This window comes from Polaromonas sp. P4_F6 (assembly GCF_056401275.1).
Map to the genome: position 1 here is coordinate 1 of NZ_JBFUJQ010000001.1, position 25,083 is coordinate 25,083.

The following is a 25,083-nucleotide window of genomic DNA, read 5'->3' on the forward strand; positions in this document are numbered from 1 at the left end:
GCTCCCGATTGCCCCGTCCTGGCTGGGCCGAGCAGCGCAGACGGAGGAGGGATAAGGGCTGGCGTTGTCTGAGCGAAGCGCAGCGTAGCGAGTTTAGCCAGACCCCCTCCGCAGTCGAGCAGCGCAGGTTGCCCGTAGCGCAGCGAAGGGACCCAGACTGCGGGTCGCCTTTCTTTTGGGTACTTTTCTTTGGCGAAGCAAAGAAAAGTGCCTCGCCCGCCGGGGCGAGACCCGGCCAGCAACACTCAGAAGAGTACGCGCCCGCCGGAGCAAGACCGGCCAAGCTCTTCAGCAGGGGGAAACGGGGGAAGCCCCAGTTAAACTCCCCCTCATGACCTGGACCGCGACCCTCGCACTCGACTACACCCACCAGGCCGGCAAAACCCTTGCCCATTTCCGCCACAGCGGGCCGCTGCGCATCCTGCAAAGCCTGTACCCCGAAGGCGACACCATCTGCCACAACGTCATCGTGCACCCGCCCGGCGGGCTGGTCGGCGGCGACACCCTGGAGCTGGCCTTTAGCGCCGCGGCCGGCGCGCACGGCCTGATCACCACACCGGGCGCCACGCGCTTTTACCGCTCCACCGGCGAACCCGCGCTGCAAAACACCGCACTCAGGCTCGAGGCCGGCGCGCGCATGGAATGGCTGCCGCTGGAGGCCATCTGCTACAGCGGCTGCCTGGCTGAGAACCGCCTCACGATGGCGCTGGCGCCCGGCGCCGAGCTGATGGGCTGGGACGTCACCGCATTGGGCCTGCCGGCTGCCGGCCAGCCCTTTGAGGGCGGCAGCTTTCGCCAGCACATCGAAGTGCCCGGCGTCTGGCTGGAGCGCGCGCGCCTGGACGCGAGCGACAAGCTGCTGATGGACAGCCCCGTGGGCCTGGCCGGCCGGCGCTGCATGGCTACCTTATTTTTTGTGGCGGGCAGCAAGCTGGAGCGCGCCCGCCGCGAACTCGCGCTGGACTGCGCGCGCGACATCCTGCAGGCCCACTCGCTGGCGTCCAGCGCCGGCGCCACCAGTCCTGATGCGCAGGTCGTCGTGTTGCGCGTGCTCTCGCCCGTGGTGGAACCCGCCATGGCCTTGCTCAGGCAGGTCTGGCAGGCCTGGCGCAAGGAGCTGTGGCAGCTGGCGCCGTCCACGCCGCGCATCTGGTCCATGTAAGCGCCGTGCCGCGCATGGCGGCATAGGCGCGCGCCTACAAGCGCATCAGCCCCCTCCGGCAGGCCGGGGCCTGGTAATACCTGGTAATGGCTACCATGGGGCCTGTCATTGCACGCCCCGCTTCATCCCCCACGTTTCAGGAGACACGCCATGATCCCCAAGAACACCATCTGCCTCTGGTACGACGGCGCCGCGCTGGAGGCCGCGACCTTTTATGCCAAAACCTTTCCCGACAGCAAGGTCGGCGCCATCATGCGTGCGCCGGGCGACTACCCCGACGGCAAGCAGGGCGACATCCTGACGGTCGAGTTCACCGTCGCCGGCATCCCCTGCATGGGGCTTAACGGCGGCCCGCTTTTCAAGCACAGTGAAGCCTTCTCCTTTGTGATCGCGACCGAGGACCAGGCCGAAACCGACCGCCTGTGGAACGCGGTCGTCGGCAACGGCGGCCAGGAAAGCGAGTGCGGCTGGTGCAAGGACCGCTGGGGCCTGTCGTGGCAGATCACCCCGCGCGTCCTGCTCGAGACGGTCTCCGGCCCGGACCGCGCGGCGGCCAAGCGCGCCTTCGACGCGATGATGACCATGAAAAAAATCGACGTTGCCGCGATAGAGGCTGCACGGCGGGGCTGAAGCCGGCTGCGATGGCCGGCACGCCGCTCCCGCTGCACGTCACCATCTGTATGTGAATCCAGTGTTCCGGCGGGCCTGCCGGGCCCATGAAAGACCCGTCCTACATGGGAACGGCCATAGCGCACGGGCGGCCCGCAGCTTTTCCTTTCACGCCGCGCCGCGGCGGCGGCCCAGACTGCCTTCATCGACATCCGTCGAGTTCGAAGAAGGAGTTTTGACCATGACCGCATCCCCGTATTTCCGCCTTGCCCAAAACGCAGCGGCCTTTGGCCTTGCCGCCCTGCTGTCGCTGGGCGCCTCGGCGCAAATCGCCTCCGGCACCACCGGCATCGATGCTTCCGGCGACGCCCGCAGCGAGATGAACGCCTGCCTCACCGGGCGCACGCAACAGGACCGTGAAACCTGCATGACCGAAGTGCGCAACGCCAACGCCGCCAAGCGCGCCGGCAAGGTCGACAACGCCAGCAACAACTTCCAGGCCAACGCCCTCAAGCGCTGCGACATCTTCAAGGGTGAAGATTTAATCGCCTGCCAGGCCCGCATCGTGGGCTACGGCAAGACAGAAGGCAGCGTCGCCGGCGGCGGCGCGATCCGCCAGGTGGAAACCGTGGTCGTTCCGGCCGACGCCACCAATGTACGCGTACAGCCGCAGACCTCGTCCGACAACATTGTGGTGATCCCGGGGCCAGCCGCCACGCCGCCGCAATAACAGTTGCCACTCGCTCCGCCGCGGTTTGATGAAAACCCCGGATGAAGCAGAAGCAAAGGTGGGCCGCTCTGCGGCCCACTTCTTTTTTCATGACACGCGGCAACTTCGCCTTCCCCGACGCCCTCCACGAAAGCCCTCCATGCCCGATTCCTCACACACTTCCCCGGAAAAACCCCAGCTGGCGCGCGCGCTCGAGAAAAACGATGCGGTCCAGGACGCAGTGGAACAATCGGCCCAGGAACTCTTCGTGATCAACAACGTCCTGGAACAAGAGATCCCGGCCTCCGTCAAGACGGGCGACGTCGCCACGGCCCTGGTCAGGACCGCGGAGCTGGAACACAAGATCCAGGAGTCGGCCGAAGAACTGGCCCACGTCAACGAGCTGCTGCAGAAAGAGATTTCGGAGCGCGCCGAGGTGGAGCAAAAGCTGCACACCGCCGAAACCGAAATCGCGAAAAACAACCAGGCCGGCGGCCACTAGCCTTTCAGCACGCCGTCGGCCTTGAACATGGCCTTGATGCCGCGCACCGCCTGGCGTATGCGGGCCTCGTTCTCGATCAGCGCAAAGCGCACGTAGTCGTCGCCATGGTCACCAAAGCCGATGCCGGGCGACACACACACCTTGGCTTTTTCCAGCAGCTGTTTGGCGAACTCCAGTGAGCCCAGCTTGCGATAGGCCTCGGGAATACGCGCCCAGATGTACATCGAAGCCTTGGGGCAGTCCACCGGCCAGCCGGCCTCGGTCAGGCCCTTGTAGAGCACGTCGCGCCTGGCCTGGTACTGGGCGGCGATGTCTTTCACGCACTGCTGGTCGCCTTCGAGCGCCGCGATGGCCGCGACTTGTAGCGGCGTGAAGGTGCCGTAGTCGTGGTAGCTCTTGATGCGTGCCAGCGCCGCCACCAGGTCGGGGTTGCCGACCATAAAGCCCACGCGCCAGCCCGCCATGTTGTAGCTCTTGGACAGCGTGAAGAACTCCACCGCGATGTCCTTGGCGCCCGGCACCTGCATGATGGACGGCGCCTTCCAGCCGTCGAACACGATGTCGGCATAAGCCAGGTCGTGCACCACAAAAATATCGTGCTTGCGCGCCAGCGCGATGACCTTTTCAAAAAATGCCAGCTCCACGCACTGCGCCGTCGGGTTCGACGGGAAACCCAGCACCATCATCTTGGGCTTGGGATAGCTGCCGCGTATGGCTTTTTCGAGTTCGGCAAAAAAATCCGTGTCCGGCGTCAGCGGCACCGAGCGTATGTCGGCCCCGGCGATCACCGCACCGTAGATATGGATGGGGTAGCTCGGGTCGGGCACCAGCACGGTGTCGCCGCGGTCCAGCGTGGCCAGCATCAAATGGGCCAGGCCTTCCTTGGAGCCTATGGTCACGATGGCCTCGCTGTCCGGGTCTATCGCCACCTGGTAACGGCTCTGGTACCAGTGGGCAATCGCGCGCCGCAGCCGCGGAATGCCCTTGCTGGCCGAGTAGCCGTGGGTGTCGGGCCGCTGCGCGACCTCGACCAGCTTGGCCACGATGTGCGCCGGCGTGGCCCCGTCGGGATTGCCCATGCTCATGTCGATGATGTCCTCACCGCGCCTGCGCGCTGCGAGTTTGAGCTCGGCCGTGATGTTGAAAACGTAGGGGGGAAGGCGGTCAATGCGCGCAAAGCGGCGCTTGCCTGGGGAAGCGGACATAGGAATGACTTTCACGTAAGCGCCCGGAACCGTCCGAGCGACGTGGCCGGCAATGGGGCCGGCCCAGCGCAATCGTAACCCATGTAAGTTCTGGTCACAGGCTGTGCGCCGGATGGATCGCTGACGCGCAATGAAGCTGGGCAAATCCGCCCCGGCCACCCGTGAATATTCCCCAAACGGCGGGCTGTCCACGGGTTGTCCAAACTCGCGGGGGGCAGATAGAGTTCGCCATCGCTCGTTTCCCGCAAAGCCCCGGCGCGCTTCGCACGCGCATCCGTGTTGTTGCAAGAGACCGGCCGCCATGCATGCCCACCCGCGCAGTGGAAGGTTTTCAGGATCGCGCTCCCAGACTTTCGCCAGTGAAGAGTTGCCACCGCCGCCGTGCGCCCGCACAGCGCCGCCCACCGCTTTGAACAAGCCGACACGGGAACTTGATGATCGAGCTGACTTTGTTGACGCCGCAAAAGCAAGACCTTCACCCGATGAAGGCGGAGGACTTGTTTCTGTGGCAATCCGAGTCCCCGCTGCTCGAAGACGCGGCTGAGCCGGGCGAGGCCGAGGCGCAGGAGATCGTCTTCTACCCGGAGGACAAGGAAACAGCGCTGCGATTGCTTTTTAATACCCGGGAAGCTGCCCTGCAGGACCGCGTCGCGGGTTTTTCCAATTCGCTGTATGCCCTGTACGGCACTGCCGGGCGCCAGGCCTTTGCCAACGGGATCATGGATCCCCCCGTCACGACCTGGGACCCGTCGGTGGCGCCGCGCACGCCCTTGAAGCCGCCGCTCAGGGGTGAACCGGTTTATCGCGGGGAAAGCACGCCCAAACGCCATGCGCTGCTGACGGCGTACAAAAGCCACAAAAAAATACTCGACAGCTTTATCGCCCGTGCCGAAGAACGCATACAGGCCAAGGCGGGGGAAGTGGTCAAAGCACGGCTGGAGAAGATCCACCAACAACTGCTGCAGGAGCGGGTCCGGTACCGGGTGACGCCGCAAGGCGCCACGAACCATGCGCCCGAAGTCAATGCAGACCTCGGCAGCCTGGCGCAGGCCATGTGGGAAATCGACGTACTCAGGCGCGAGCTTGAGTATTTCAACGAGCTGAACCTCACCGCGGCACAACACATACCGGGCACGGGCTATTACGGCCCGAGCTACGCGGCCTTCATAAAACGGACGGAACTGGTCGAAAAAGACCGGGCACGCACCCAGGAAATCCTGGCCGGCAAGCTGGCCGGGCACTGCAGGCGCCACCCCATCCTGTACAGGCTGTGGAACCATGAGGTGGTGTCCGAAGTGGCCGATGCCTGGGGCAACGCCCTGCCAAAGGACAAGCAAGACAAAGTCGCCTACGGCACCAGGCTCTTCACGGTCATCGATGAAACACTGGACGAGGTCCAGCGGGCCGGGAGCCTGATGGAAACGGAATTGAACGAAACGCCGGAAGTGGTCTGGCGCTATTCCCCCGTGATCAACGACGCCCTGAAACTGCTGCACCTGGGCCAGGGCGACATGGCCTGGATGGCGGCGCAGGAAAAGCTCGCCGCGTTCAAGGGCGCGATGGGGCCGTTTGCAAAGCTGAGCGTCGGCATCGACATCGTGGAAAGCCTTGCGGCACTCGCGGCAAGCACGCCGCCCGCCGCCGCGCTGCTGGCGGCCGCCAGCCTGGCGTCGGCCCTTGGAAGCGTCATTGAGTCGGCCGTGGAAGAAGGAAAAAAAGACCAGGCGTTTGCCGCATGCCTGAATCCCGCCGACAGTTTCGCCGCCGAGCAGGGCAGCTACATCGGCTCGGTCGTCGGGGCCTTGTTTCTCATCCTCCAGTTGCGCGGCACCGCCAGGATCGGGGGGCCGCCATGAACGGACCCAGGATCAACCTGCTTCCCGCCAAAAATCCGGTCGCCACGAGACAGGCCATCGAGATGCTGGAGAGCACCGTCTCCGGCTTGAAGAGCGGGCACTTCCGCAGCACACGAATCGGCGACCCGCTGCTTCCGGCATTCATGGCCTTCGTGAGATCCAGCGCGGAAGCCGCTGCCGCGTGGCACAGGCTTTCCAGCGCGGCCAAATGCCACTGGAAACGCCTGGACCAGGTCTCCCATTTCACCCTCACCGCCCAGCTTGTGCGGGTCACGGAGATGCTGGATGCGGCCGTCGGCGTCACCGCGGCGGACCGGCTGGCCCTGCGCCGGGAACTGGGCCAGTACCTGGTGTCCCTCGGCACGGTGATGGATGAGGAGGCCCAGGCCCTGGCCAGGGCCCAGGGCAGCCGGGCCGCGCCCCGCCTCGCCCGCGGGAGCTATGACAGCCTCGAAAAGCGGGCAGTCCAGGCTTTTGCGGACATCCAGAAGGAGATGGGTCTTGCCATGGCCCGTAAAGAAGCCGCGCGGGTGCAGAAGGCCTTCATGAGGCACATGCGAAAGCTGGAAACCTCGGGGACGGCGCTGTCGGGCACCGACCACATGCTGCTGACCGCCTACAAGAAGTTTTCCAGCCAGATCGACGCTTCGAGGCAAGCCGAATGGACGCGCGTCTGGGACTTTCTGGCCGGCAACGCCAAAGGCGCCCCCTCCCCCGAGGCCATCAAGGCGGAAATACGCGAATTTGAGCGCCTGGCGCAAGCGTACGAGAAGACGCGAGATCCCGAGACCCAGATGAACCTGTTCAAAGCCATGGAAGCCGCCAAAAAAAGCCCTATCCACAGCAGCCTCAAGGGCAAGGTCCTGGGCGAGATGTTCGCGCAGCACTGGGACGACTGGATCCTCCACATGGATGCCTACGAGGACCTCGCCAACGAAGCCGCCAGGGCGCTGGGCCCCGGATGGAAGGCACGCAAGGTCTACGGAAACATGCGGCTGGGCGGCAAGGAATACCTGGACCAGGCGATCCTGCTGGTCAACGAAAGCCTGCCGGCCACGACAAGCCCCTCCGCGCCCCTGTCCAAGCTCTTCCTGGGCGTGCAGATCAAGGTGGAAAGCGTCAACACCTCGCTGGAGCAGACCTTGGCCGATATGGTCCGCGAAACCGGAAGCAGCCTCCTGGAAATTGAGAGCAAGGACGGGAGCCACACACTGTTTCGCCTGCTGCCTTCATTGCCCGGCGAAAAGGCCCATCGCTGGGTGCTCAATGCCGCGGAAAGCGACTTTCCCGACAGCGCCTTGAAAAAGGCCATCGAATCGCGGGTCACCCTGCGCCAACAGGCCATGCCCATGACGCTTGAAGAGTTCAACCTGCTGGCGCATGCCTTGATGCGCGCGGCCGCCGATGCACTTTAACCAGAAGGAGAAAAATCATGATGGATCTCGCCGATTTCACGCTCACCCGCCCGCTGCGCCGCGTCGAACCCACCGCGGAGGAGAACCTGTTGCTGATGTCGCCGCTGGTTCGAACGGTGGCCCAGTTCCTGGGCCAGGGCGCCCTGCCCGGGGATGCCGCCATCGCCGAAGCGCTGACGGCTTTCAAGGAGGATTCCAACCACTCGGTGGAAAGGGTGGCGAACCCGGACACCGGGCCGCAGTCTTTGATCGCGCTGGTGCACGGCATCGAGATATGGCTTGCCCAGAACGAGGACCTGGTCAGCGGCGCGGACCTCGCGGAGCAGGTGCGCCTTGCGGCCGCCGATTACCTGGACCACTACACCAACCCGGGCTGGAACGAGGCCCTCGCGACCTATGCCCAGGACCTGGCGGGATGGACCGTGGCCTGGCTCTTCGAAACGCCCAAGAAGCACGCCCAGCTGGCCTGGGCGGCGCGTTATGCCCTGGTGGTCTCCCTGATCCAGCAAGACCCGCAAGCGCTGTCGGCGCTCAAACCCGGCCAGGTCCACGCCAAACTGAACCGCCGCTTTGTGACCTTGCCGGCATCGCTGGCGCACGCCTTTCCCGAAGCCCGCATCAAGCTGATCCGGGAAGCCTCCGTCGCCGACATGCATGTGGTCAGGAGCGAATGGCGAGGCTACCTGCCCGGCGAGATCGCCATGATCCGCAACGTCATGGCCGGAGAGACCTACCAGGAGAACGAGAAAAACCTTTCGGAAACCGAAAACATCTCCCTGTCCGAAACGGCGACCTCCAGCAGCCAGCAAAAGCAGGATGAGAGCCAGAACGAGTCCGACATGAGCCGCGACCTGCAGACCCAGTTGTCCCTGGCCGTCAGGGGCCATGTGCAAACCGACTATGAGCAGAACATGCCGGGAAGCCGCTACTCGGTCAACGCGGGCGGGGAGGCCAGCGTGCAGCTGGGACGGTCCGACCGCGTCGCGTCGCGGATCGCGCGCAAGGCCGTCTCCAAGGCCGTCGCCGCGATAGAGTCGCAGACCAAGGAATCCCGCCAGCGGCGCGAACTCACCCGCAAGGAAACCTCGCAACGCCACGCCTTCAGCTCCGACGACGCCAACCGCAGCGGCATCTACCGATGGGTGGACCGGGTGGACCGCTACCAGGTGTTCACCTACCCCGACCGCCTGCAGCTGGAATTCGAGCTGCCCGAGCCGGCCGAGTACGTCAGGTGGCGGACGGCGGCCAAAGTCCGGGCCAGTGAAGCCAAGGCGCCGCCCGCCTGGACCGTCACCAGGGAAGCGCTGACCCCCGAGGGCGTGCTGGCGCTGGCCTCCACCTACCGGGCCTCCAACCTGCCCGTGCTGCCCGATGCCGAGGTCTCGGTAGTGCTGGCAAAAACCGCGGTCGCGGCCGAGCTGCCCGACGCGGCGGGAACGCAGTGGGCGCCGCCTACCGTTGCAATTTCGGCGGAGGTGGCGGTGCCGGCCGGCTACGCGGCCCATGCGGTGGAGTACTCGGGGTTCGCAACGCCCCTGCACGGCAAATGGATGCGCCAAAGCGTGGCGGCCAACAACTATGACAGCGGGCCGGTGGACTGCTACCACGGGATCGTGGCCAACGTGTATGTGGGCAGCTCCAACGCCGGCTACGCGCAACTCGTCGACGGGCAAAGCGTCCAGGTGAGAGGCGCCTCCGAAGTACCGCCCAAGTACAGCGAAGCCATGCTGAACATCACCGACAGCGCGCAGGCCGCCGTCACCGTGGCCCTGTCCCCTCCCGCGATTGAGAAATTGAGCCTGACCGCCCAGGCCACCGGCTGCCATTCCTTCGGGATGACCTTCACCGTCAAATGCCAAAGAACGACGGAGGCTTTCGAGACCTGGCAGCATGCCGTCTACGACGCCCTGTTCAGCGCCTGGAACGACTGGAACCAGGCATGGCAAAACGCCCAGGAAAGGCGCGCGCTCGTCAGCGCGCTGCCGGTCGGCGAGTCCTCACCCGCAAGAAACCTGCAGACCATCCGCGACGAGCTCAAGCGGCAGGTCATTGCCTGGCTGCTCGATGAGTCCCCCTTCAACGGCCGCGACGGCCTGCAAGCGGCGGCAGCCACCACCGGCGGCGTGGCCCCCTGGAGGGAAACCGACTTTGCCAAAGCCCGGCTGGATGCCCCGACGGTCCAGTTTTTTGAGCAGGCCTTCGAATGGGGAAACATGGCCTATGTGTTCTACCCCTACTACTGGGCGGGGCGGCAGAACTGGGACGAACTGGCTACCCTGGAGGGCGTGGATCCCGAGTTCGAACGCTTCCTGAAAGCCGGCGCCTGCCGCGTGGTGCTGCCTGCGCGGCCGGGCATGGAAGCCGCCGTCCATCACTGGCTTTTGTACCAGCAACCCTTCCTGGGACGGCCCATGCCCCTGCCTGGAGATGCGCTGTTTGTTTCGGTCGCGGCGGAGATCCGTGATTTGACGCAACCGCCCGAAGGCGGCATCCCCGGCGAGTCCTGGGATTCCCGAAGCGGCACCACGCTGGTGTGGCTGGACAGCGCGATGACCTTGCCCAGGAACTCCAGCGTCAAGCTGGGGACCGCACCGAACGAACCCAAGGAGCCCATCGTGCTGAGCTGAGCAGCAAGGCCCTCACCCCTGCCCTCTCCCAAAGGGAGGGGGCGTAAAGAGAAACCGCAACCGGGCAAGAAACGATTCCAGCGCCAGCACCCCCAAAAACCCGCCGGCATAAGCCAGCACATCCATCCAGTCGGCCACCGAACCCAGCACAATCCTCAGCACCCGGTTCTCGACATGCCAGCCGTTCACGGCCGCCGCATACTGGCCAAGCTCGACCCCGCAGCCCACGGCAAACGCCAGCAGCGCAAGACTTAAGGTGTTGGCCTTGAGCACGGTCTTTAACAAAAAGTACACCCACACCACCGCCAGCACGTCGCCGACAAAACCGCGCAGCCAGCGGTGCTGCGACCACACGGTCGCGATCAGCACTTCAATGATGAAAATAAGGACGGCCCACAGCGCCGCCTCGCGGTCAAAACGCAGCTTCATGCACGGAACCTCGCCTCACCCGCCTCAGTCCGGCACATGGATGCGCGCTTTCACATGCTTGAGGTTGGCCACGATGGTGAAAGTCATCACCACCAGCAGCGACCAGGAACTCCATTTGCCCACATGCACAATAGACCAGGCGCCCAGCTGGTTGGGGTAGTGCCAGAGGCTGAAGAAGGTGCTGATGTTCTCCGCCACCCAGATAAAAAACCCGATCAGCAAAAAGCCCAGCAGCAAGGGCATGCTGCGGTCCCGGTCATAAGGCCGGAAGATCACCGAAGACCTGGCGTACAAACCGGCCAGGCAGGCCGCGATGTACCAGCGGTAGTCGCCCCAGAAATGGTGGGTGAAAAAATTGGCGTAAACCAGCACCGCCATCACCACCGCCATCCAGTACGGCGGGTGATGCCGGATCCGCAGGTCAAACAAACGCCAGGCCTGGATGATGTAGCTGCCCACCGCCGCATACATAAACCCCGAAAACAGCGGCACACCGAACAGCTTGGTATAGGCAAAGTCCGGGTAGCTCCAGGACTGGATGGATCCCGAGGTCTTGAAGACCTCCAGCGCAAAGCCCACCCCATGAAACAGGCAGATGGCTTTCAGCTCGTCCAGCGTTTCCAGTTTGGCCAGCACCATCCAGCCTTGAATGAGCAATGCGATCACCAGCAGCAGGTCATAGCGCGGAATACCGGCCACCCCGGCCCGCGGCACCAGGAACACCGCCGCAAAGAACAGCCCGGCAAACAGGCAGGCCCTGGCCTCCTTCAAGCCAAAGCAGCCGAACTCCACCAGAAAGCGGCGAAACCCCGACAGGCCCTCATGCGATTTTTCCCGGATCAGCCAGTTGTCCAAGGCCAGCAAAGCCATCGGCATCTACCTTTTTATTTCTTGATTGATTGTCACCAGCCGGCTTGTTGTGCCCCGGATTAGCGCTGAGATTCTACGTTCGCGGCGGGGAAGACATTTATATCCGCAGATTACGCAGATTTACGCAGATAGAAATCTTCAAAAATTATGAAGAGTCGTGTGACTCCATAGCGGGATGACTGAAACCCCGAATACAAATATTGTGTTTTTAATCTGTGCAAATCTGCGTAATCTGCGGATAAATTTCCCCGCACCCGCAGGCACAAAAAAGCCCAGCTGAACCGAACTAAATCGCCACCAGCTGCCGCACGCCGTTGGCTTCCATATCCTTGCCCTGCCCGCGCGCAATGAACTCGCCGCGCTCCATCACCAGGTAGTCGTCGGCCAGTTCCTGCGCGAAGTCGTAGTACTGCTCGACCAGCAGGATGGCCATGTCGCCGCGGTCGGCCAGCATGCGTATCACCCGGCCTATGTCCTTGATGATGCTGGGCTGTATGCCCTCGGTCGGCTCGTCCAGGATCAAGAGCCTGGGCTTGGCCGCCAGCGCACGCGCAATCGCCAGCTGCTGCTGCTGCCCGCCCGAGAGGTCGCCGCCGCGGCGGTTCAGCATCTGCTTGAGCACGGGGAACAGCTCATACAACTCGGCCGGGATCGGCGTCGCCGCGCTCTTGTAGGCCAGGCCCATGCGCAGGTTTTCTTCCACCGTCAGGCGCGCGAAGATCTCGCGGCCTTGCGGCACAAAGCCTATGCCTGCTCTTGCCCGTTCATACGGTGTGCTGGTTTGAATCTGCTTGCCGTCGAATTCAATCGTGCCGGTCTTGATGGGCACCAGGCCCATCAGCGATTTGAGCAGCGTGGTTTTGCCCACGCCGTTGCGGCCCAGGAGTACTGTCACCTTGCCGAGCTGGGATTCGAGGCTTACATCTCTGAGGATGTGGGAGCCGCCGTAGTATTGATTGATGTTTTTTACTGTGAGCATGCGAGTCCTCTTGCTCTGCTGAGAGCTGCTGGCCGGGTCTCGCCCCGGCGGGCGAGGCACTTTTCTTTGCTTCGCCAAAGAAAAGTACCCAAAAGAAAGGCGACCCGCAGTCTGGGTCCCCTGCGCTTCGCTACGGGGCAACCTGCGGTGCTCGAGCCAAGCGGGGTCCGGCTAAACTCGCTTCGCTCAGACAACGCCGGCCCTGATCCGCTTGTCTCTGCGCTCCTCGGCCCAGCCAGGACGGGGCAATCGGGATCGGAGACAAAGACCAACAAGGACACGCCGTGGCGTGTCCTTGTTTCTTCAGGTATTGGTATTCCTTCCCCACCCCTTCTGGATGCGCCGAGGAGCGCAGGGCCAGACGGATCAGGGATCGCGTTGTTTGAGCGAAGCGAGTTTAGCGAGACCCCGGCTGGACCGAGCACCGCAGGTTGCCCGTAGCGAAGCGGAGGGACGCAGCAAGTAGGGTCGCCTTTTCTTTTGCTTACTTTTCTTTTGGCGAAGCAAAAGAAAAGTGAGTTGCCGCCGGGCAACCCCCGGCCAACAAAACTCAGCAAAGGGAAGCGCCCGCCGGGGCAAGAACCGGCTTCGACAAGCTCAGCCCGGCCGGCCGTCGGGCTAGCGTCCAAGATACACCTCTATAACCCTCTCATCCGCCTGCACCTGGTCCAAGGTCCCCTGCGCCAGCACCGAGCCATCACACAAAACGGTGACGATCTCCGAAATCGTCTTGATAAAACTCATATCGTGCTCCACCACCATCAGGGAGTGCTGGCCCTTGAGCGTGAGGAACAGCTCCGCCGTCCGCGCCGTTTCCTCGTCGGTCATGCCGGCGACCGGCTCGTCCAGCAGCAGCAGCTTGGGGTCCTGCATCAGCAGCATGCCGATTTCCAGCCACTGCTTTTGCCCGTGGCTCAGGTTGCCGGCCAGGCGCCCCACGCTGTCGGCCAGGTGTATCGTCACCAGGATTTCGGCCAGGCGGTCGCTCTGGGCGGAGTCCAGCCTGAAGAACATGGAGTGCTTCACGCCCTTGTTGGTCTTTAAGGCCAGTTCCAGGTTTTCAAAGACGGTGAGCTGCTCGAACACCGTGGGCTTCTGGAACTTGCGGCCTATGCCCAGCTGGGCGATCTCGGCTTCCTTGTGGCGCAGCAGATCAATCGTGCTGCCGAAAAACACCGTGCCTTCATCAGGCCGGGTCTTGCCGGTGATGATGTCCATCATGGTGGTCTTGCCGGCCCCGTTGGGGCCTATGATGCAGCGCAGCTCGCCGGGCGCGATGTCCAGGCTCAGCTTGTTGATGGCCTTGAAGCCGTCAAAACTCACGCTCACATCCTCCAGGTAGAGGATGCGGCCATGGGTCACGTCGACTTCACCCGTGGGGTGGGCCACGCGGCTGCCGCTGGCGCTGCGGCCGCCGGATTCGGTGTTCGTTTTGCCGGCATTCAGCGCGGCCAGGCGCTCTTCCACACGGCGCGCGCCTTGTTCAAGCAGGTCGGGTGTCATTTCCCACCTCCCTTGCGCAGCTTCTTCACCAGGCCCACCACCCCATCGGGCAGGAACAGCGTCACGCTGATAAACAACAGGCCCAGGAAGTAGAGCCAGAACTCGGGATAAGCCACGGTCAGCCAGCTCTTGGCGCCGTTGACGATAAAGGCACCGACTATCGGACCAATCAGGCTGGCACGGCCGCCCACGGCCGCCCAGATGGCGATTTCAATCGAGTTGGCCGGACTCATCTCGCTCGGGTTGATGATGCCGACCTGCGGCACATAGAGCGCGCCGGCCACGCCGCACATCACGGCCGAGATCACCCAGATCGTGAGTTTGTAGCCCAGCGGGTTGTAGCCCGAGAACATCACCCGCGTTTCCGCATCGCGAATCGCCTGCAGCACCCGGCCGAATTTGCTGCCCACCAGCCATTTGGCGAACAGGAAGAAGCCCAGCAAGGTCAGGCCCGTCAGCACAAACAGCGTCATGCGCATGGAAGGCGTGGCCAGCGGGATGTTCAAAATGCGCTTGAAGTCGGTAAAACCGTTGTTGCCGCCAAAGCCCGTCTCGTTGCGGAAGAACAGCAGCATGGCCGCAAAGGTCATGGCCTGGGTGATGATGGAGAAATACACGCCCTTGATGCGCGAGCGGAACGCAAAAAAACCAAACACAAAGGCCACCAGCCCGGGCACCGCCACAATCAAAATCAAGGTCGCCACAAAGCTGTCGCTCAGGGTCCAGTGCCAGGGCAGCGCCTTCCAGTCCAGGAAGACCATAAAGTCCGGCAAGTCGCTTTTGTAATTGCCGTCGCGGCCAATCTGGCGCATCAAATACATGCCCATGGTGTAGCCGCCCAGCGCAAAGAACACGCCATGGCCCAGCGACAGGATGCCGGTGTAGCCCCAGATCAAATCCATGGCCAGTGCGCAGATGGCGTAGCACATGATCTTGCCCAGCAGCGCCACCGCATAGGTGCTCATATGGAACATGCTGCCCTCGGGCACCCAGAGGTTCAGCACGGGCGCGAGGGCGCAGACGGCGATCAGCGCCATCATGAAGGCGCTCCAGCCGCCGCGCGTCAGCAGCGGGCCTTTGGCGGGAAGTTGCACGCGGGAGGCCGCGGTGTTGGGGGTTGCCATGGGGGTGCTCATGATCAGGCTTCCGCGCTGCGGCCCTTCATCGCGAAGATGCCCTGCGGCCGCTTCTGGATGAAGATGATGATAAAGACCAGCACGGCGATCTTGGCCAGTACGGCGCCCGTCCAGCCTTCGAGGAATTTGTTCAGGATGCCCAGGCCCAGCGCGGCATACACGGTGCCGGCCAGCTGGCCCACGCCGCCCAGCACCACCACCATAAAGGAGTCGACGATATAACCCTGGCCCAGGTCGGGGCCCACATTGCCCACCTGGCTCAGCGCGCAGCCGGCCAGGCCCGCGATGCCGGAGCCCAGCGCGAAGGCGTAGGTATCGACACGCGCGGTGTTCACGCCCATGCACGAGGCGATGGGCCGGTTCTGCGTGACGCCGCGCACAAACAGGCCCAGGCGGGTGCGGCTGATCAGCCAGGCCACGCCCAGCAGCACCGCAACGGCAAACACAATGATGATGAGCCGGTTGTAGGGCAGCGAAAGATTGCCCAGCACCTGCACGCCGCCGCTCATCCATACCGGGTTTTCCACACCGACGTTTTGCGCACCGAAAATCGAGCGCACCAGCTGCTGCAGCATCAGGCTGATGCCCCAGGTGGCCAGCAAGGTCTCCAGCGGCCGACCGTAGAGAAAGCGGATCACCCCGCGCTCCAGCGCCGCGCCCATCAGTGCCGAGGCCATAAAGGCCACAGGCACGGCCGCCAACAAATACCAGTCAAACAGGCCCGGCAAGTACTTCTGGAACACGCCCTGCACCACATAGGTGGCATAAGCGCCAATCATCATGAGCTCGCCATGGGCCATGTTGATCACGCCCATCAGGCCGTAAGTGATGGCCAGGCCCAGCGCCACCAGCAGCAAGATGCTGCCCAGGCTGATGCCGCTGAAAATCGCGCCCAGCTTGTTGCCCCATTCGAGCGATGCCTCCACCTTGGCCAGCGCCGCCTGCAGCGCCACCTTGACGTCGGCATCGGCTTCCGTGCCCAGGCGCTCTATCAGCACCGTCTTGGTGTTGGGGTTTTTGCTGCCGGCCAGCTGCGCGGCCGCGGCCAGGCGCTTGGCCTTGTCGCTGCTGCCCAGCAGGATGGCCGAGCGCATCAGCTCCAGCTGATTTTTCAGCTCAGGCACGGTCTCTGCCGCATAGGCTTTTTCAATCAGCGGCAGGCGGGCTTCGTCGTTGTCCCCGCCCAGAGTCTTGATCGCGTCGCGCCGCTGTTTCTCATCCTTGGAGAACAGCTTGAGCGCCGCCAGCGCATTGTCAATCTCGCTGCGCATCAAATTGGGATTGATCACATCCTCGGCATCGGCCGGCAGCGCTGTCTCGGCGCCCGTGACCGGGTCATAAGCCTTGTCGTCCTTCACGACAAACACCTTGTCGCCCTTGGTCTTCACCGCGTCATCCGACAGCGCCTGGATAAAGGCCGCCGTCTTGTCGTCCGCCACAGCCGCGGCCTTGGCCAAGGCCTCCACCCGCGCCTCCGTCTCGCCAATGGCCATGCCCTTGACCTCCTCAGCGGTCAAGGCATGGGCGTGGGCTGCTAAAAGGAGCGTGAGGGAGAGGGCAAAAAGGTGGCGTAGCAGCATGTGGAAAGAACCTGTAGGTTGGGCGCGCACCAGCTTATCGGTGGGGCGCCCAGACTGCAACTTCCTTGTGGGCACCGGCTCCTGCTACTCACGAGCAAGAACCGGGCCGATGACACCCAAGGGTGTCAAGATTGGAAGAAGCGTAGCGAGCGGGCCAAGGTGGGTTCTGCGGCGCGGAACCGTACACCCGTACGGTGAGCACCGCAGAGCCCAGATTGGCTCGCGCAGTAGCTTCTTACTTCTTGACAGGCTCGTCGGGCTTCGATGCATTACCCTCGATGTAGGGGCTCCATGGCTTGGCCTTCACAGGACCAGGCGTCTTCCACACCACATTGAACTGGCCATCAGCCTTGATCTCGCCGATAAACACCGACTTGTGCAGGTGGTGGTTCTTCTCGTCCATCTTGCTCACGATGCCGGAAGGTGCATTAAAGGTCTGGCCGGCCATGGCGGCGATCACCTTGTCGGTGTCGGTGGACTTGGCCTTTTCAACAGCCTGCTTCCACATATTGATGCCGATGTAGGTGGCTTCCATCGGGTCATTCGTCAAAGGCTTGTCGGAGCCGGGGAGCTTCTTGGCCTTGGCGTAGGCAGACCACTTCTTGATGAACTCGGTATTGGCCGGGCTCTTGATGGACTGGAAGTAGTTCCAGGCGGCCAGGTGGCCGACCAGGGGCTTGGTGTCCACGCCGCGCAGCTCTTCTTCACCGACCGAGAAGGCCACCACGGGCACGTCCTTGGCCTTGAGGCCGGCATTGCCCAGCTCTTTGTAGAAAGGCACATTCGAGTCGCCGTTGATGGTGGACACCACGGCCGTCTTGCCGCCTTGCGAGAATTTCTTCACGTCAGCCACGATGGTCTGGTAATCGCTGTGGCCGAAGGGGGTGTATTTCTCGTCGATGTCCTTGTCGGCCACGCCCTTGCTCTTCAAATAAGCGCGCAGGATCTTGTTGGTCGTGCGGGGATACACGTAGTCGGTACCCAGCAGCACCCAGCGCTTGGCGCCGCCGCCGGCCTTGCTCATGAGGTAGTCAACCGCGGGAATCGCCTGCTGGTTGGGCGCCGCGCCCGTGTAGAACACGTTCTTGGACAGCTCTTCACCTTCGTACTGCACGGGGTAGAACAGCAGGCCGTTCATTTCTTCGACAACCGGCAGCACCGACTTGCGCGACACAGAGGTCCAGCAGCCGAAAATCACGGCCACTTTGTCCTGGCCCAGCAGTTGTTTGGTTTTTTCAGCAAACAGGGGCCAGTTCGAGGCCGGGTCCACCACCACGGGCTCGAGCTTCTTGCCCATCACGCCGCCCTTGGCATTGATTTCTTCAATCGCCATCAGCACCGTGTCTTTCAGCGTGGTTTCAGAAATCGCCATGGTGCCCGACAGGCTGTGCAGCACGCCGACCTTGATCGTGTCCTGGGCAAAAGCGGGCACGGCGCCCAGGGCGGCCAGTGCGACGGCGGCGGTCATCGCCTTGAGGGTAAATCGACGTTCTTGCATGTGATCCTCTCCGGTAAATAGATAGGTATGGGGGTAGGTAAATCGCGTTTCGCTGTGCAAAAGCCAGGAAAAACAAGGCTTTAGCGCAACGATGAGTGGATTCTGGGGACCGGAGGGGGATTGGGGAATACGCCGGGTGGCGTATGTGGGGTGACCGGTATGCTGTGGGGCTTCGGCCCGAGAGCCGGCATTTTTCACCTCTTTTTCGCCGAAATTTCCGAGTGCCAGCTACCCCTCCACACACTACTATTCACTCAGCCATGCGCTTCCGCTCCTATCTACTGCCATGCCTGGTCCTCGCGTTCAGCTGCTGCACTGCGCGGGCGGCTGACGTCGTGGCGGAAGCTGAGATGCACATTTTCATCGCGGACACCTACCTCGCCAAAGCGGCGGATACCTGCGCGCAGAAGCTGCCGGAACTTCGGCAAGCACTACAGGCGGCCCGGCAGGAATTTCACCAACGCCTGCGGCCCGAGATCGAACGCGGAAGAGAAACAGGCCGGGCGCTTGCCGCATCGCGCGGAAAAGACATCGACGAAATGGCAAACCGGATCGCGGACCAGAATATGGCCAGCGTCACCCTGCAACCAGCGGAGAGTCCCGGTATCCGGAAGTTCTGCGAAAGTGTTCTCGAAGCAAAAAGCGTGGCACGGTGGTCCATCGATGACTTTCTCCGACAGAGCTTCGAGTCGCTCAAGATGGAAGTCGGAAATCGTCAAGGCCTGCCCTGCGATTTCATCCCCATGAGATTCGAGCGGCTCGCTGGTCGTTTTCTCGAGATTCGGGGACCGCGTACCGATGTACTTGAGGTTTCAGATTTTCTCCTCCGTTCCGAGATAGGCGATTTGGGAAAGAAAACCTCCAACTGCCTTGCAGTTCAGGCTCGCGCCGCCGAATATCGCGTTGCACCCAACAAGGAACTGGAGGTGATGGGTGAGTTGCTCAACGTGATGGAGACTATGCTCACCCCGGACTGGGAATCCGGCAAGAAGAAAGAGGAAGGCGCTGGCAAGGCAGCTAGGGAGCGCGTTGAGGAGTTCCTGCGCCAGCGAGGGAAAAAATGAGAGCTCAGTCAAGCGACTTAACGTTGGACGGAGCGCCTGCGGCGCTCTAGTTTCGAACACTCAGCTTGCAAGTGACTGTCGATCCGGCTACACACAGAGAGGAGTGGATTCCGGGGATCGGAGCAGTATTGGGGAATACGCCGAGTGGCGTAGATGGGGAAAGCCAACCTGAGCTGCAATCGGCAGCGGACTTTCCCTATTCAGCGAGCTATCTCAGGAGCCGTTGCTTGAGGGTGAATCTGAGAATGCTATCGGGAAACAAAAGAGTGGCTTTCAGTACTTGAAAGCCAGATTAATGCTGTCAATCTAAAAGAGGAAGTAATGATCAGAGTATTTAGCTCTTCCCAGAATATCCAAAATGTTCTCCGATTTACGGCACGTTAGCGAGTAGGCTATGCGTCGCACCTCCCCTCCCCGTCGGCAGTTGATCATCCCTGCTAGTCGCACAAAATCGTATGGCAAAGTCGCTCAGGAAGAATGCAAAGTGTGTCGGGAGCGGATATCGGCCCTGGCAATCAAATGCCACCATTGTGGTAGTTACCAAGATTGGCGAGTTCTCCTTTCACCTACGAACACCGCGCTTGCTTTACTTGTAGCCTTGGTATCCGTTGTTTCCATGGGAGTGCCGATGATCAAGAGCGCGCTCACCCCAGACAACTCAAAGGTTTCGATCATCTATCTTGACCGCCCAGATGTGACCGTACCTATCATCGCGTCCAACAAGGGCGCCCGTCCTGGTGTTATCGCGTCAAAGGCCGGGCTCGTAATCTCGTTGAATGATGGTTCAAAAACTCATGCTCTGCTGCTAACCGCAACAGAACAATCTAGAAATGATTTATTAATCCCGGAGAACACAAGCAAACAGTTTTTTTATCAAATGGATTTTCAGCAGCCAAATCCAAATACATTTTCAGAGTTGGCCGCCGATTTCAAACAACACCCCGTGCTAAGTAAGTGTGTCTTCATAGTTTCCCATCTTGATTTTCAAGGCAATACCAATAGGACTGAACTGGTTTTGTACGACGCGATGAATCCAAAATGGCGCGATGATAGAGATGATGTCAAGTTGGAAAAAATATTGGCCGCGATGGAGTGCATGGTAAAAATTCCTCAGCCTATTCGACAGCACTACAAGGTATTTGGAGAGTGACGCGTGTACACCATCTTGGTGACAAGATTCGGCACTCTCACCTCAGAGGAGCAACGCGCACGGTCGATCATGGTTTCCACGAACTTCCATTCACGTCTCTTATGTCAGAGCGCAGGGACAACTTACCCGACCTGAAGATCATTCAGCAGCGGATAGCCTCTGCCTTACTCGCGCATTGCGAGGTAGCCGGATACAACCTGGGCCTTTATTCGCCGCCCAAGGAAATCACGGAAGTCCGTGTCACGGTAGCCGTTATGGACCAGATTCGCTGCGTGTGATGGGGGCATCGCGACCTGGCGACGCGAATCTCCAGTCCGGGCAACGCCGCCTGCAGCGCCGGCAGGCGCGGCAAAAACCACTGACGGCCATGGTAAGAGGGGCCGAATAATCAACGCCAGACCTCTTTGAGTCCCGCTGGATGCCACGAAGGAAGAAGGCTCCGCCTGATGTCTCCTCCAATCGCAGGATGCATTCGACAAGCGTTGCTGCCACTATGTGACCGAAAAGACTTGGACTCGAGAAACAAGCTCGCTCCAATGGCTTGGATGTTCCGATTCTCTCAAGGAGGCCACGATGCTAATAGCAAGCGCAGGTATCAATGAAGCGCATTCACTTCTTGATTCATTTTGTAGCCCCAACGCAGGCATTGGAATTTCCCGCGCGCTCGTCGAAAAATTATTACTTGACCAGGTCAATCTCGCTAATAAAGTAATTAATCAAGTTATTGCGAATGAAGGATTTCACACTCTGGATACCCGATTTTCCGGAACCATAAACACGTCGGCATTAGGGCTAATCTTTTCGAACGTCACCAACCCAGAAAAACCCACAGAGTTCTTTCCTACGATTGAGATCGAAGGATTGCAGATCGCGCTTTCGATCTTCATCGAACAGAGGGAAGTCGCGGTGATCGTGATCGATTTTCAGCGTATTGTCGCCCAGATAATTTTCGAAAAACGACGGATGCGCTTGGTGAAAATAGGCGATCAGCATGGCGTCAAGTCAACCGACAAAAAGTGGGAACACGATGAGATTCTGAAATCATTCTTTGAGACCTCTTTCAAGTTCGGGCCTGATGATTGGCTAGACCTTGGTGTATACCTGCGAGCAATCTCGGTCTTTTCAGGTTCAGAGATCTGTGAATCGGTCGTGCAAGCCCTGGAGTTTCCAGATCTTCTGTCAATCTTCGTGGGCGTAAAGTTTGGTGACGATGTTCGAATACGTTGTGACGCCGATATGGTGATGCTGACAGCTACTTCGGAACTGGACTTTTCACACTGCCCGACATCGCCTTTCTCTGGCAGCATTCGCACAACAGCTACTTCTACCTCTACCGCGACTGAGGCCTGGTCCGGCCATGAGGGTAAAACTAAGCAGCCGAAACGCACGAAGGAAGACGTTTTTGTGAATGTTGGTGTTGACGACGACTCCCCCTCCAACCAATATCCCCCCGGCCCTCCAGTTCCAGAGAAACTGCACCAGGGGGATGTTTTCCTCTTCACTCCAATCACGCTCATTCAGCAGAATTTCAACGGGGTGGTCAAACCTTCTATTACGGCTTCAGATACCGGTTCTTTTGGTCCTATTTACTGGAGATACTCGCTGACGGCAGCTCTCAAGCAGCAAGGATTTTCACTAAAAGTGTTTCCAACTTGGCCAATTCGATTCACCATTGATGCACCGGTTGATGTAACAGCTCAATGTGGTGCCGGAATCAAGATCGGCTGTGTCCGATATGAGGCAGCAGGCGCCATGGCAGATGGGTCTGTAGATCCTTTGCAGATCGAGTTCCGAATCAACCTCGACGTGCCGCGCCTTGAGTTAGTTTTTGAATCCCGAATTGCCGATATACAAGGCAAGGATTTTTCATTCAGAACGTTTCCCGAGGCGGAATTTCCAGTCAGTCAAATACTGGATTTCCTGCTTGCGCGAATCGCCGAAGCTGCGATCACGGGTCAGGCTGGCCGTATATTGAATACCACACGCATTCCCCTCGCACGGTTTGGTGTACTCAAGCGGGTTGCTGACTTGGTGAACGGTCTTGCAGGAGTTTCCGATGGCGCCGGAAATGTCACTATGGGTGCAAAGCTGAAATTAGTTTAAAGACACGACGCGCCATCAGCTAGCCACACATTGAACGGATCGCATTAATTTGCTAGGGCCGCTCGGACTCGGCCGAGAAATGGCGGACTATCGCTAATCGAACATTGGCGTTAGTCAGCTCTACTGCCTAATCCGGAAAATAAATCTAAATACCGTTCCCACGGTTCACCTGAAATGCGCGAGCCGCCTCTCGGAACACCTCTGCTAGCCGAACCCGCTCAGTCTGGGCTCCAACACAAGTTTTCCGCATTCGAGCAGAAGCTCCCTCACCCCCGCAACACAGCCAAAATCCACTCCTCAAACATCCGAATATTCCGCTGCTCCCGCCGCTGCGGCGGGTAAGTCAGAAAGTAGCCATTCCCGCTGTCAACCTCAATGTCAAAGGGCTTGACCACCTTGCCCGAGGCAATCAGGTCGGTAAACAAGGCCGCATCGGCAATCGCCACACCCAGACCGCGCTCGGCGCTCTGCACGCACATGTCCACCGTGTCAAATAATTGCTCACGCGCGCCCTGCAGGTCGGGCACGCCGGCGCCGCGCAGCCAGGTCAGCCATTCATGGTGCCGGGCCGTGGCATGTAGCAGGGTCGCGCCGGCAAGGTCGCGCGGTTCATGCAGCCCGGCGGCCAGTTGCGGTGCGCACAGGGGTACCAGGCGCTCGCGCATCAGCGGCACCTCAACCAGCTGGGGCCAGCCGCCCTTGCCGTGGGCAATGATGACGTCGGCATCGGTGTTGCTGAAATCGGGCGCATCGGTCCAGTGGGTGGCCACGCGGATCTCCAGCCCGGGCAGCGCTGCCTGCAGCGCCGGCAGGCGCGGCAGAAACCACCGGACGGCCATGGTGGGCGGAAACTGGACTGTCAGCACATCGGCGCCGCGCCGCACGCGTGCGCTGGCTTGGGCCAGGGTTTCCATCGCCTGCCGCACGGGCGCCAGCAGCTGCTGGCCTTCCGCGGTGAGCGTGAGGCCGCGGGCCACGCGCACAAACAGCGGGCAGCCGTAATACTCCTCCAGCAGCTGGACCTGCCGGCTTACCGCGCCCTGCGTCAGGTTGAGCCGGGTGGCCGCGCCGGTAAAGCTGCCGCAATCGGCGGCGGCCAGGAAGGCCTGCAAGGCATAGAGGGGCGGCAAGGCGGGCATGGGCGCAGTTTATCGTGGCTACCCGTCGCGCGGCAGCCATGCGCGCCGCACATGGCTGACCCCAAAATCTTTCGATGGTGCTGCGGCGCGGGCGCTCCTACGATGGCGCCCTGTTTGTTTATCCATTCACTCATTCCAACCAGTCGTCGCCCACACCATGGTCATCAGCTCGAACGCACTCGCCTATATCGACGTCATTAACCGCTACCTGGCCCTGCTGGCCGCGGGAGACGTGCGGGGCATTGTGTCGCTGTTCAGCCCGCGGGGGATGGTGGACTCGCCCTTTCTGGGTGTGCAGCCGGCGGGGGAGTTTTTTGACCAGCTCAAGGCGGCGACGCGGCGCAGCGTGCTGGACGATGCCGAGGTGTTTGTGAGCGCGGCCGGCTCGCGCCGGGCTTCGGTCTCATTCACCTACCTGTGGGAGCTGGCCGACGGATCGCAGGTGAGCTTTCGCTGCGTGGATATTTTTGATTTTGACGAGCAGGGCCTGATTGAGGCCATGACGATTGTTTACGACACGGCGCCCATACGCGCGGAAGTGGGCGACAAGTACCGACGCGCGCAAACCCATTGATTCACCCACCCAACCAACCACCCAGCAGGAGAACTGACATGAAATTTATGGTCCTGGTCAAAGCCACTGCCGACAGCGAAGCCGGCGTCATGCCCAGCGAGCAGCTGCTCGCGGAGATGGGCCAATACAACGAAGAGCTCGTCAAGGCGGGCATCATGCAGGCCGGTGAAGGCCTGCACCCGAGTTCGAAAGGCGCCCGTGTGCGCTTTTCCGGCAAGAACCGCACGGTGATTGACGGGCCGTTCAGCGAAACCAAGGAGCTGGTGGCCGGCTTCTGGATCTGGGAGTGCCAATCGCTGCAGGAGGCGATAGCCTGGGTCAAGCGCTGCCCCAATCCGATGCCGGGCGATTCGGAAATCGAGATCCGGCAGGTCTTTACGGCGGACGACTTTGGCGAGGCCTTCACGCCGGAGCTGCGCGAGCAGGAAGAACGGCTTCGCGCGCAGATTTCCTGATCCACCCCTGATTCACGCCTGATTCATTCACCCCAACCCCAAGGAGAGCCACCATGCCCAAGATGATTTTTGTGAACCTGCCGGTGAAGGACCTTGCCGCCGCGATACGTTTTTACAAGGCGATCGGCTGCGAGCAGAACATGCAGTTCAGCAACGAGCAGGCCGCGATGATGGTCTGGTCGGAGGCGATCAGCTTCATGCTGCTGACGCACGAGTACTTCGGGACCTTTACCGCCAAGCGCATCAGCGACGCGCAGCAGAGCTGCGAAGTGCTGCTGGCCCTGTCGCGCGACAGCCGCGAAGAGGTGGACGCCATCACCCAAGCCGCGGCGGCCACCGGCGGCAAGGCCGACGTTCGCCCGCCCCAGGACATGGGGTTTATGTATTCGCGCGCCTTCCAGGACCCGGACGGCCATGTGTTTGAGCCGGTGTGGATGGACATGGCGGCTGCGCAAGCTACTGCGTAGGCAGGTACGTAGCCGGATTTTGTCGATTTCAGCGGCCCCGTTCGTCGTGCT

The 25,083-nt window shown here is 61.3% G+C and carries 22 protein-coding genes; 13 read left to right on the top strand and 9 right to left on the bottom strand.

Features of this window, described 5'->3' with window-relative positions; translation table 11 throughout:
* Positions 1–331 precede the first annotated feature (331 nt).
* From AC1DUN_RS00005 to AC1DUN_RS00020, 4 genes are all read left to right on the top strand, one after another.
* The gene (locus tag AC1DUN_RS00005) at positions 332–1,162 is read left to right on the top strand and encodes an urease accessory protein UreD (RefSeq protein ID WP_477712173.1); all 831 of its coding nucleotides are present in this window, start codon (positions 332–334) and stop codon (positions 1,160–1,162) included.
* Between the two features lie 150 nt (positions 1,163–1,312).
* Positions 1,313–1,792 carry a VOC family protein gene (locus AC1DUN_RS00010; RefSeq protein ID WP_477664330.1) on the top strand — a complete coding sequence of 160 codons (480 nt, stop codon included), beginning with the start codon at positions 1,313–1,315 and terminating at the stop codon, positions 1,790–1,792.
* A gap of 220 nt (positions 1,793–2,012) precedes the next feature.
* Entirely contained in the window at positions 2,013–2,501 is a 489-nt protein-coding gene (locus AC1DUN_RS00015) for a hypothetical protein (RefSeq protein WP_477712174.1), read from the top strand.
* A 139-nt stretch (positions 2,502–2,640) separates the two neighbouring features.
* Positions 2,641–2,982: a hypothetical protein gene (locus AC1DUN_RS00020; protein ID WP_477712175.1), complete on the top strand. Its 342-nt coding sequence runs from the start codon at positions 2,641–2,643 to the stop codon at positions 2,980–2,982.
* On the opposite strand, the gene alaC is transcribed toward AC1DUN_RS00020, so the two are convergent.
* On the bottom strand, positions 2,979–4,187 hold the full coding sequence (gene alaC / locus AC1DUN_RS00025) for an alanine transaminase (protein ID WP_477712176.1): 1,209 nt from the start codon (positions 4,185–4,187) through the stop codon (positions 2,979–2,981). The two genes, AC1DUN_RS00020 and alaC, sit on opposite strands and share 4 nt — an antisense overlap.
* Positions 4,188–4,621: 434 nt before the next feature.
* On the opposite strand from alaC, the gene AC1DUN_RS00030 reads away from it, so the two are divergent.
* Genes AC1DUN_RS00030 through AC1DUN_RS00040 form a run of 3 tightly spaced genes read left to right on the top strand, consistent with a single transcriptional unit; the run spans position 4,622 to position 10,085 of the window.
* A complete protein-coding gene (locus AC1DUN_RS00030; RefSeq protein ID WP_477712177.1) occupies positions 4,622–6,043 on the top strand; it encodes a hypothetical protein in 1,422 nt (473 codons plus the stop codon).
* Positions 6,040–7,458, top strand: coding sequence for a hypothetical protein (locus AC1DUN_RS00035; protein WP_477712178.1), 1,419 nt, complete (start codon positions 6,040–6,042; stop codon positions 7,456–7,458). Before AC1DUN_RS00030 ends, AC1DUN_RS00035 begins: the two co-directional genes overlap by 4 nt.
* A gap of 17 nt (positions 7,459–7,475) precedes the next feature.
* Positions 7,476–10,085: a hypothetical protein gene (locus tag AC1DUN_RS00040; protein WP_477712179.1), complete on the top strand. Its 2,610-nt coding sequence runs from the start codon at positions 7,476–7,478 to the stop codon at positions 10,083–10,085.
* A 12-nt stretch (positions 10,086–10,097) separates the two neighbouring features.
* Here AC1DUN_RS00040 and AC1DUN_RS00045 read toward each other — a convergent pair whose 3' ends face one another.
* From AC1DUN_RS00045 to urtA, 7 genes are all read right to left on the bottom strand, one after another.
* Positions 10,098–10,514, bottom strand: a complete 417-nt coding sequence (locus AC1DUN_RS00045) for a ribosomal maturation YjgA family protein (RefSeq protein WP_477712180.1) — start codon at positions 10,512–10,514, stop codon at positions 10,098–10,100.
* A 24-nt stretch (positions 10,515–10,538) separates the two neighbouring features.
* Complete coding sequence (locus tag AC1DUN_RS00050; protein WP_477713107.1) at positions 10,539–11,384, bottom strand: DUF817 domain-containing protein; 846 nt, start codon at positions 11,382–11,384, stop codon at positions 10,539–10,541.
* A gap of 286 nt (positions 11,385–11,670) precedes the next feature.
* Complete coding sequence (urtE, locus tag AC1DUN_RS00055) at positions 11,671–12,363, bottom strand: urea ABC transporter ATP-binding subunit UrtE (protein WP_477712181.1); 693 nt, start codon at positions 12,361–12,363, stop codon at positions 11,671–11,673.
* A gap of 618 nt (positions 12,364–12,981) precedes the next feature.
* A complete protein-coding gene (gene urtD, locus AC1DUN_RS00060; protein ID WP_477712182.1) occupies positions 12,982–13,866 on the bottom strand; it encodes an urea ABC transporter ATP-binding protein UrtD in 885 nt (294 codons plus the stop codon).
* A complete protein-coding gene (urtC, locus tag AC1DUN_RS00065) occupies positions 13,863–14,990 on the bottom strand; it encodes an urea ABC transporter permease subunit UrtC (protein WP_477712183.1) in 1,128 nt (375 codons plus the stop codon). The genes urtD and urtC overlap by 4 nt, the downstream gene beginning before the upstream one ends.
* 14 nt (positions 14,991–15,004) lie before the next feature.
* Positions 15,005–16,582 (bottom strand): urea ABC transporter permease subunit UrtB, encoded by a 1,578-nt coding sequence (gene urtB, locus AC1DUN_RS00070; protein ID WP_477712184.1) that lies wholly within the window; start codon positions 16,580–16,582, stop codon positions 15,005–15,007.
* 235 nt (positions 16,583–16,817) lie between these two features.
* On the bottom strand, positions 16,818–18,080 hold the full coding sequence (urtA, locus tag AC1DUN_RS00075) for an urea ABC transporter substrate-binding protein (protein ID WP_477664321.1): 1,263 nt from the start codon (positions 18,078–18,080) through the stop codon (positions 16,818–16,820).
* Positions 18,081–18,430: 350 nt separating this feature from the next.
* Here urtA and AC1DUN_RS00080 point away from each other — a divergent pair, with 350 nt between their 5' ends.
* From AC1DUN_RS00080 to AC1DUN_RS00090, 3 genes are all read left to right on the top strand, one after another.
* Positions 18,431–19,144, top strand: coding sequence for a hypothetical protein (locus tag AC1DUN_RS00080; RefSeq protein WP_477712185.1), 714 nt, complete (start codon positions 18,431–18,433; stop codon positions 19,142–19,144).
* 394 nt (positions 19,145–19,538) lie between these two features.
* A complete protein-coding gene (locus AC1DUN_RS00085; RefSeq protein WP_477712186.1) occupies positions 19,539–20,294 on the top strand; it encodes a hypothetical protein in 756 nt (251 codons plus the stop codon).
* A 573-nt stretch (positions 20,295–20,867) separates the two neighbouring features.
* Positions 20,868–22,397, top strand: coding sequence for a hypothetical protein (locus tag AC1DUN_RS00090; RefSeq protein ID WP_477712187.1), 1,530 nt, complete (start codon positions 20,868–20,870; stop codon positions 22,395–22,397).
* 266 nt (positions 22,398–22,663) lie between these two features.
* Here AC1DUN_RS00090 and AC1DUN_RS00095 read toward each other — a convergent pair whose 3' ends face one another.
* Positions 22,664–23,536, bottom strand: coding sequence for a LysR substrate-binding domain-containing protein (locus AC1DUN_RS00095; protein WP_477712188.1), 873 nt, complete (start codon positions 23,534–23,536; stop codon positions 22,664–22,666).
* Between the two features lie 157 nt (positions 23,537–23,693).
* Here AC1DUN_RS00095 and AC1DUN_RS00100 point away from each other — a divergent pair, with 157 nt between their 5' ends.
* From AC1DUN_RS00100 to AC1DUN_RS00110, 3 genes are read left to right on the top strand one after another with little or no spacing between them, the layout of a single operon-like run.
* Positions 23,694–24,110, top strand: coding sequence for a nuclear transport factor 2 family protein (locus AC1DUN_RS00100; protein ID WP_477712189.1), 417 nt, complete (start codon positions 23,694–23,696; stop codon positions 24,108–24,110).
* Between the two features lie 38 nt (positions 24,111–24,148).
* Positions 24,149–24,565: a YciI family protein gene (locus AC1DUN_RS00105; RefSeq protein WP_477712190.1), complete on the top strand. Its 417-nt coding sequence runs from the start codon at positions 24,149–24,151 to the stop codon at positions 24,563–24,565.
* A gap of 53 nt (positions 24,566–24,618) precedes the next feature.
* The gene (locus AC1DUN_RS00110) at positions 24,619–25,032 is read left to right on the top strand and encodes a VOC family protein (protein ID WP_477712191.1); all 414 of its coding nucleotides are present in this window, start codon (positions 24,619–24,621) and stop codon (positions 25,030–25,032) included.
* The last annotated feature ends 51 nt before the right edge of the window (positions 25,033–25,083 follow it).

Coding starts and splice junctions, on each gene's coding strand:
- AC1DUN_RS00005 (WP_477712173.1), top strand. CDS start 332: ATGACCTGGACCGCGACCCTCGCACTCGACTACACCCACCAGGCCGGC.
- AC1DUN_RS00010 (WP_477664330.1), top strand. CDS start 1,313: ATGATCCCCAAGAACACCATCTGCCTCTGGTACGACGGCGCCGCGCTG.
- AC1DUN_RS00015 (WP_477712174.1), top strand. CDS start 2,013: ATGACCGCATCCCCGTATTTCCGCCTTGCCCAAAACGCAGCGGCCTTT.
- AC1DUN_RS00020 (WP_477712175.1), top strand. CDS start 2,641: ATGCCCGATTCCTCACACACTTCCCCGGAAAAACCCCAGCTGGCGCGC.
- alaC (WP_477712176.1), bottom strand. CDS start 4,187: ATGTCCGCTTCCCCAGGCAAGCGCCGCTTTGCGCGCATTGACCGCCTT.
- AC1DUN_RS00030 (WP_477712177.1), top strand. CDS start 4,622: ATGATCGAGCTGACTTTGTTGACGCCGCAAAAGCAAGACCTTCACCCG.
- AC1DUN_RS00035 (WP_477712178.1), top strand. CDS start 6,040: ATGAACGGACCCAGGATCAACCTGCTTCCCGCCAAAAATCCGGTCGCC.
- AC1DUN_RS00040 (WP_477712179.1), top strand. CDS start 7,476: ATGATGGATCTCGCCGATTTCACGCTCACCCGCCCGCTGCGCCGCGTC.
- AC1DUN_RS00045 (WP_477712180.1), bottom strand. CDS start 10,514: ATGAAGCTGCGTTTTGACCGCGAGGCGGCGCTGTGGGCCGTCCTTATT.
- AC1DUN_RS00050 (WP_477713107.1), bottom strand. CDS start 11,384: ATGGCTTTGCTGGCCTTGGACAACTGGCTGATCCGGGAAAAATCGCAT.
- urtE (WP_477712181.1), bottom strand. CDS start 12,363: ATGCTCACAGTAAAAAACATCAATCAATACTACGGCGGCTCCCACATC.
- urtD (WP_477712182.1), bottom strand. CDS start 13,866: ATGACACCCGACCTGCTTGAACAAGGCGCGCGCCGTGTGGAAGAGCGC.
- urtC (WP_477712183.1), bottom strand. CDS start 14,990: ATGGCAACCCCCAACACCGCGGCCTCCCGCGTGCAACTTCCCGCCAAA.
- urtB (WP_477712184.1), bottom strand. CDS start 16,582: ATGCTGCTACGCCACCTTTTTGCCCTCTCCCTCACGCTCCTTTTAGCA.
- urtA (WP_477664321.1), bottom strand. CDS start 18,080: ATGCAAGAACGTCGATTTACCCTCAAGGCGATGACCGCCGCCGTCGCA.
- AC1DUN_RS00080 (WP_477712185.1), top strand. CDS start 18,431: ATGCACATTTTCATCGCGGACACCTACCTCGCCAAAGCGGCGGATACC.
- AC1DUN_RS00085 (WP_477712186.1), top strand. CDS start 19,539: ATGCGTCGCACCTCCCCTCCCCGTCGGCAGTTGATCATCCCTGCTAGT.
- AC1DUN_RS00090 (WP_477712187.1), top strand. CDS start 20,868: ATGCTAATAGCAAGCGCAGGTATCAATGAAGCGCATTCACTTCTTGAT.
- AC1DUN_RS00095 (WP_477712188.1), bottom strand. CDS start 23,536: ATGCCCGCCTTGCCGCCCCTCTATGCCTTGCAGGCCTTCCTGGCCGCC.
- AC1DUN_RS00100 (WP_477712189.1), top strand. CDS start 23,694: ATGGTCATCAGCTCGAACGCACTCGCCTATATCGACGTCATTAACCGC.
- AC1DUN_RS00105 (WP_477712190.1), top strand. CDS start 24,149: ATGAAATTTATGGTCCTGGTCAAAGCCACTGCCGACAGCGAAGCCGGC.
- AC1DUN_RS00110 (WP_477712191.1), top strand. CDS start 24,619: ATGCCCAAGATGATTTTTGTGAACCTGCCGGTGAAGGACCTTGCCGCC.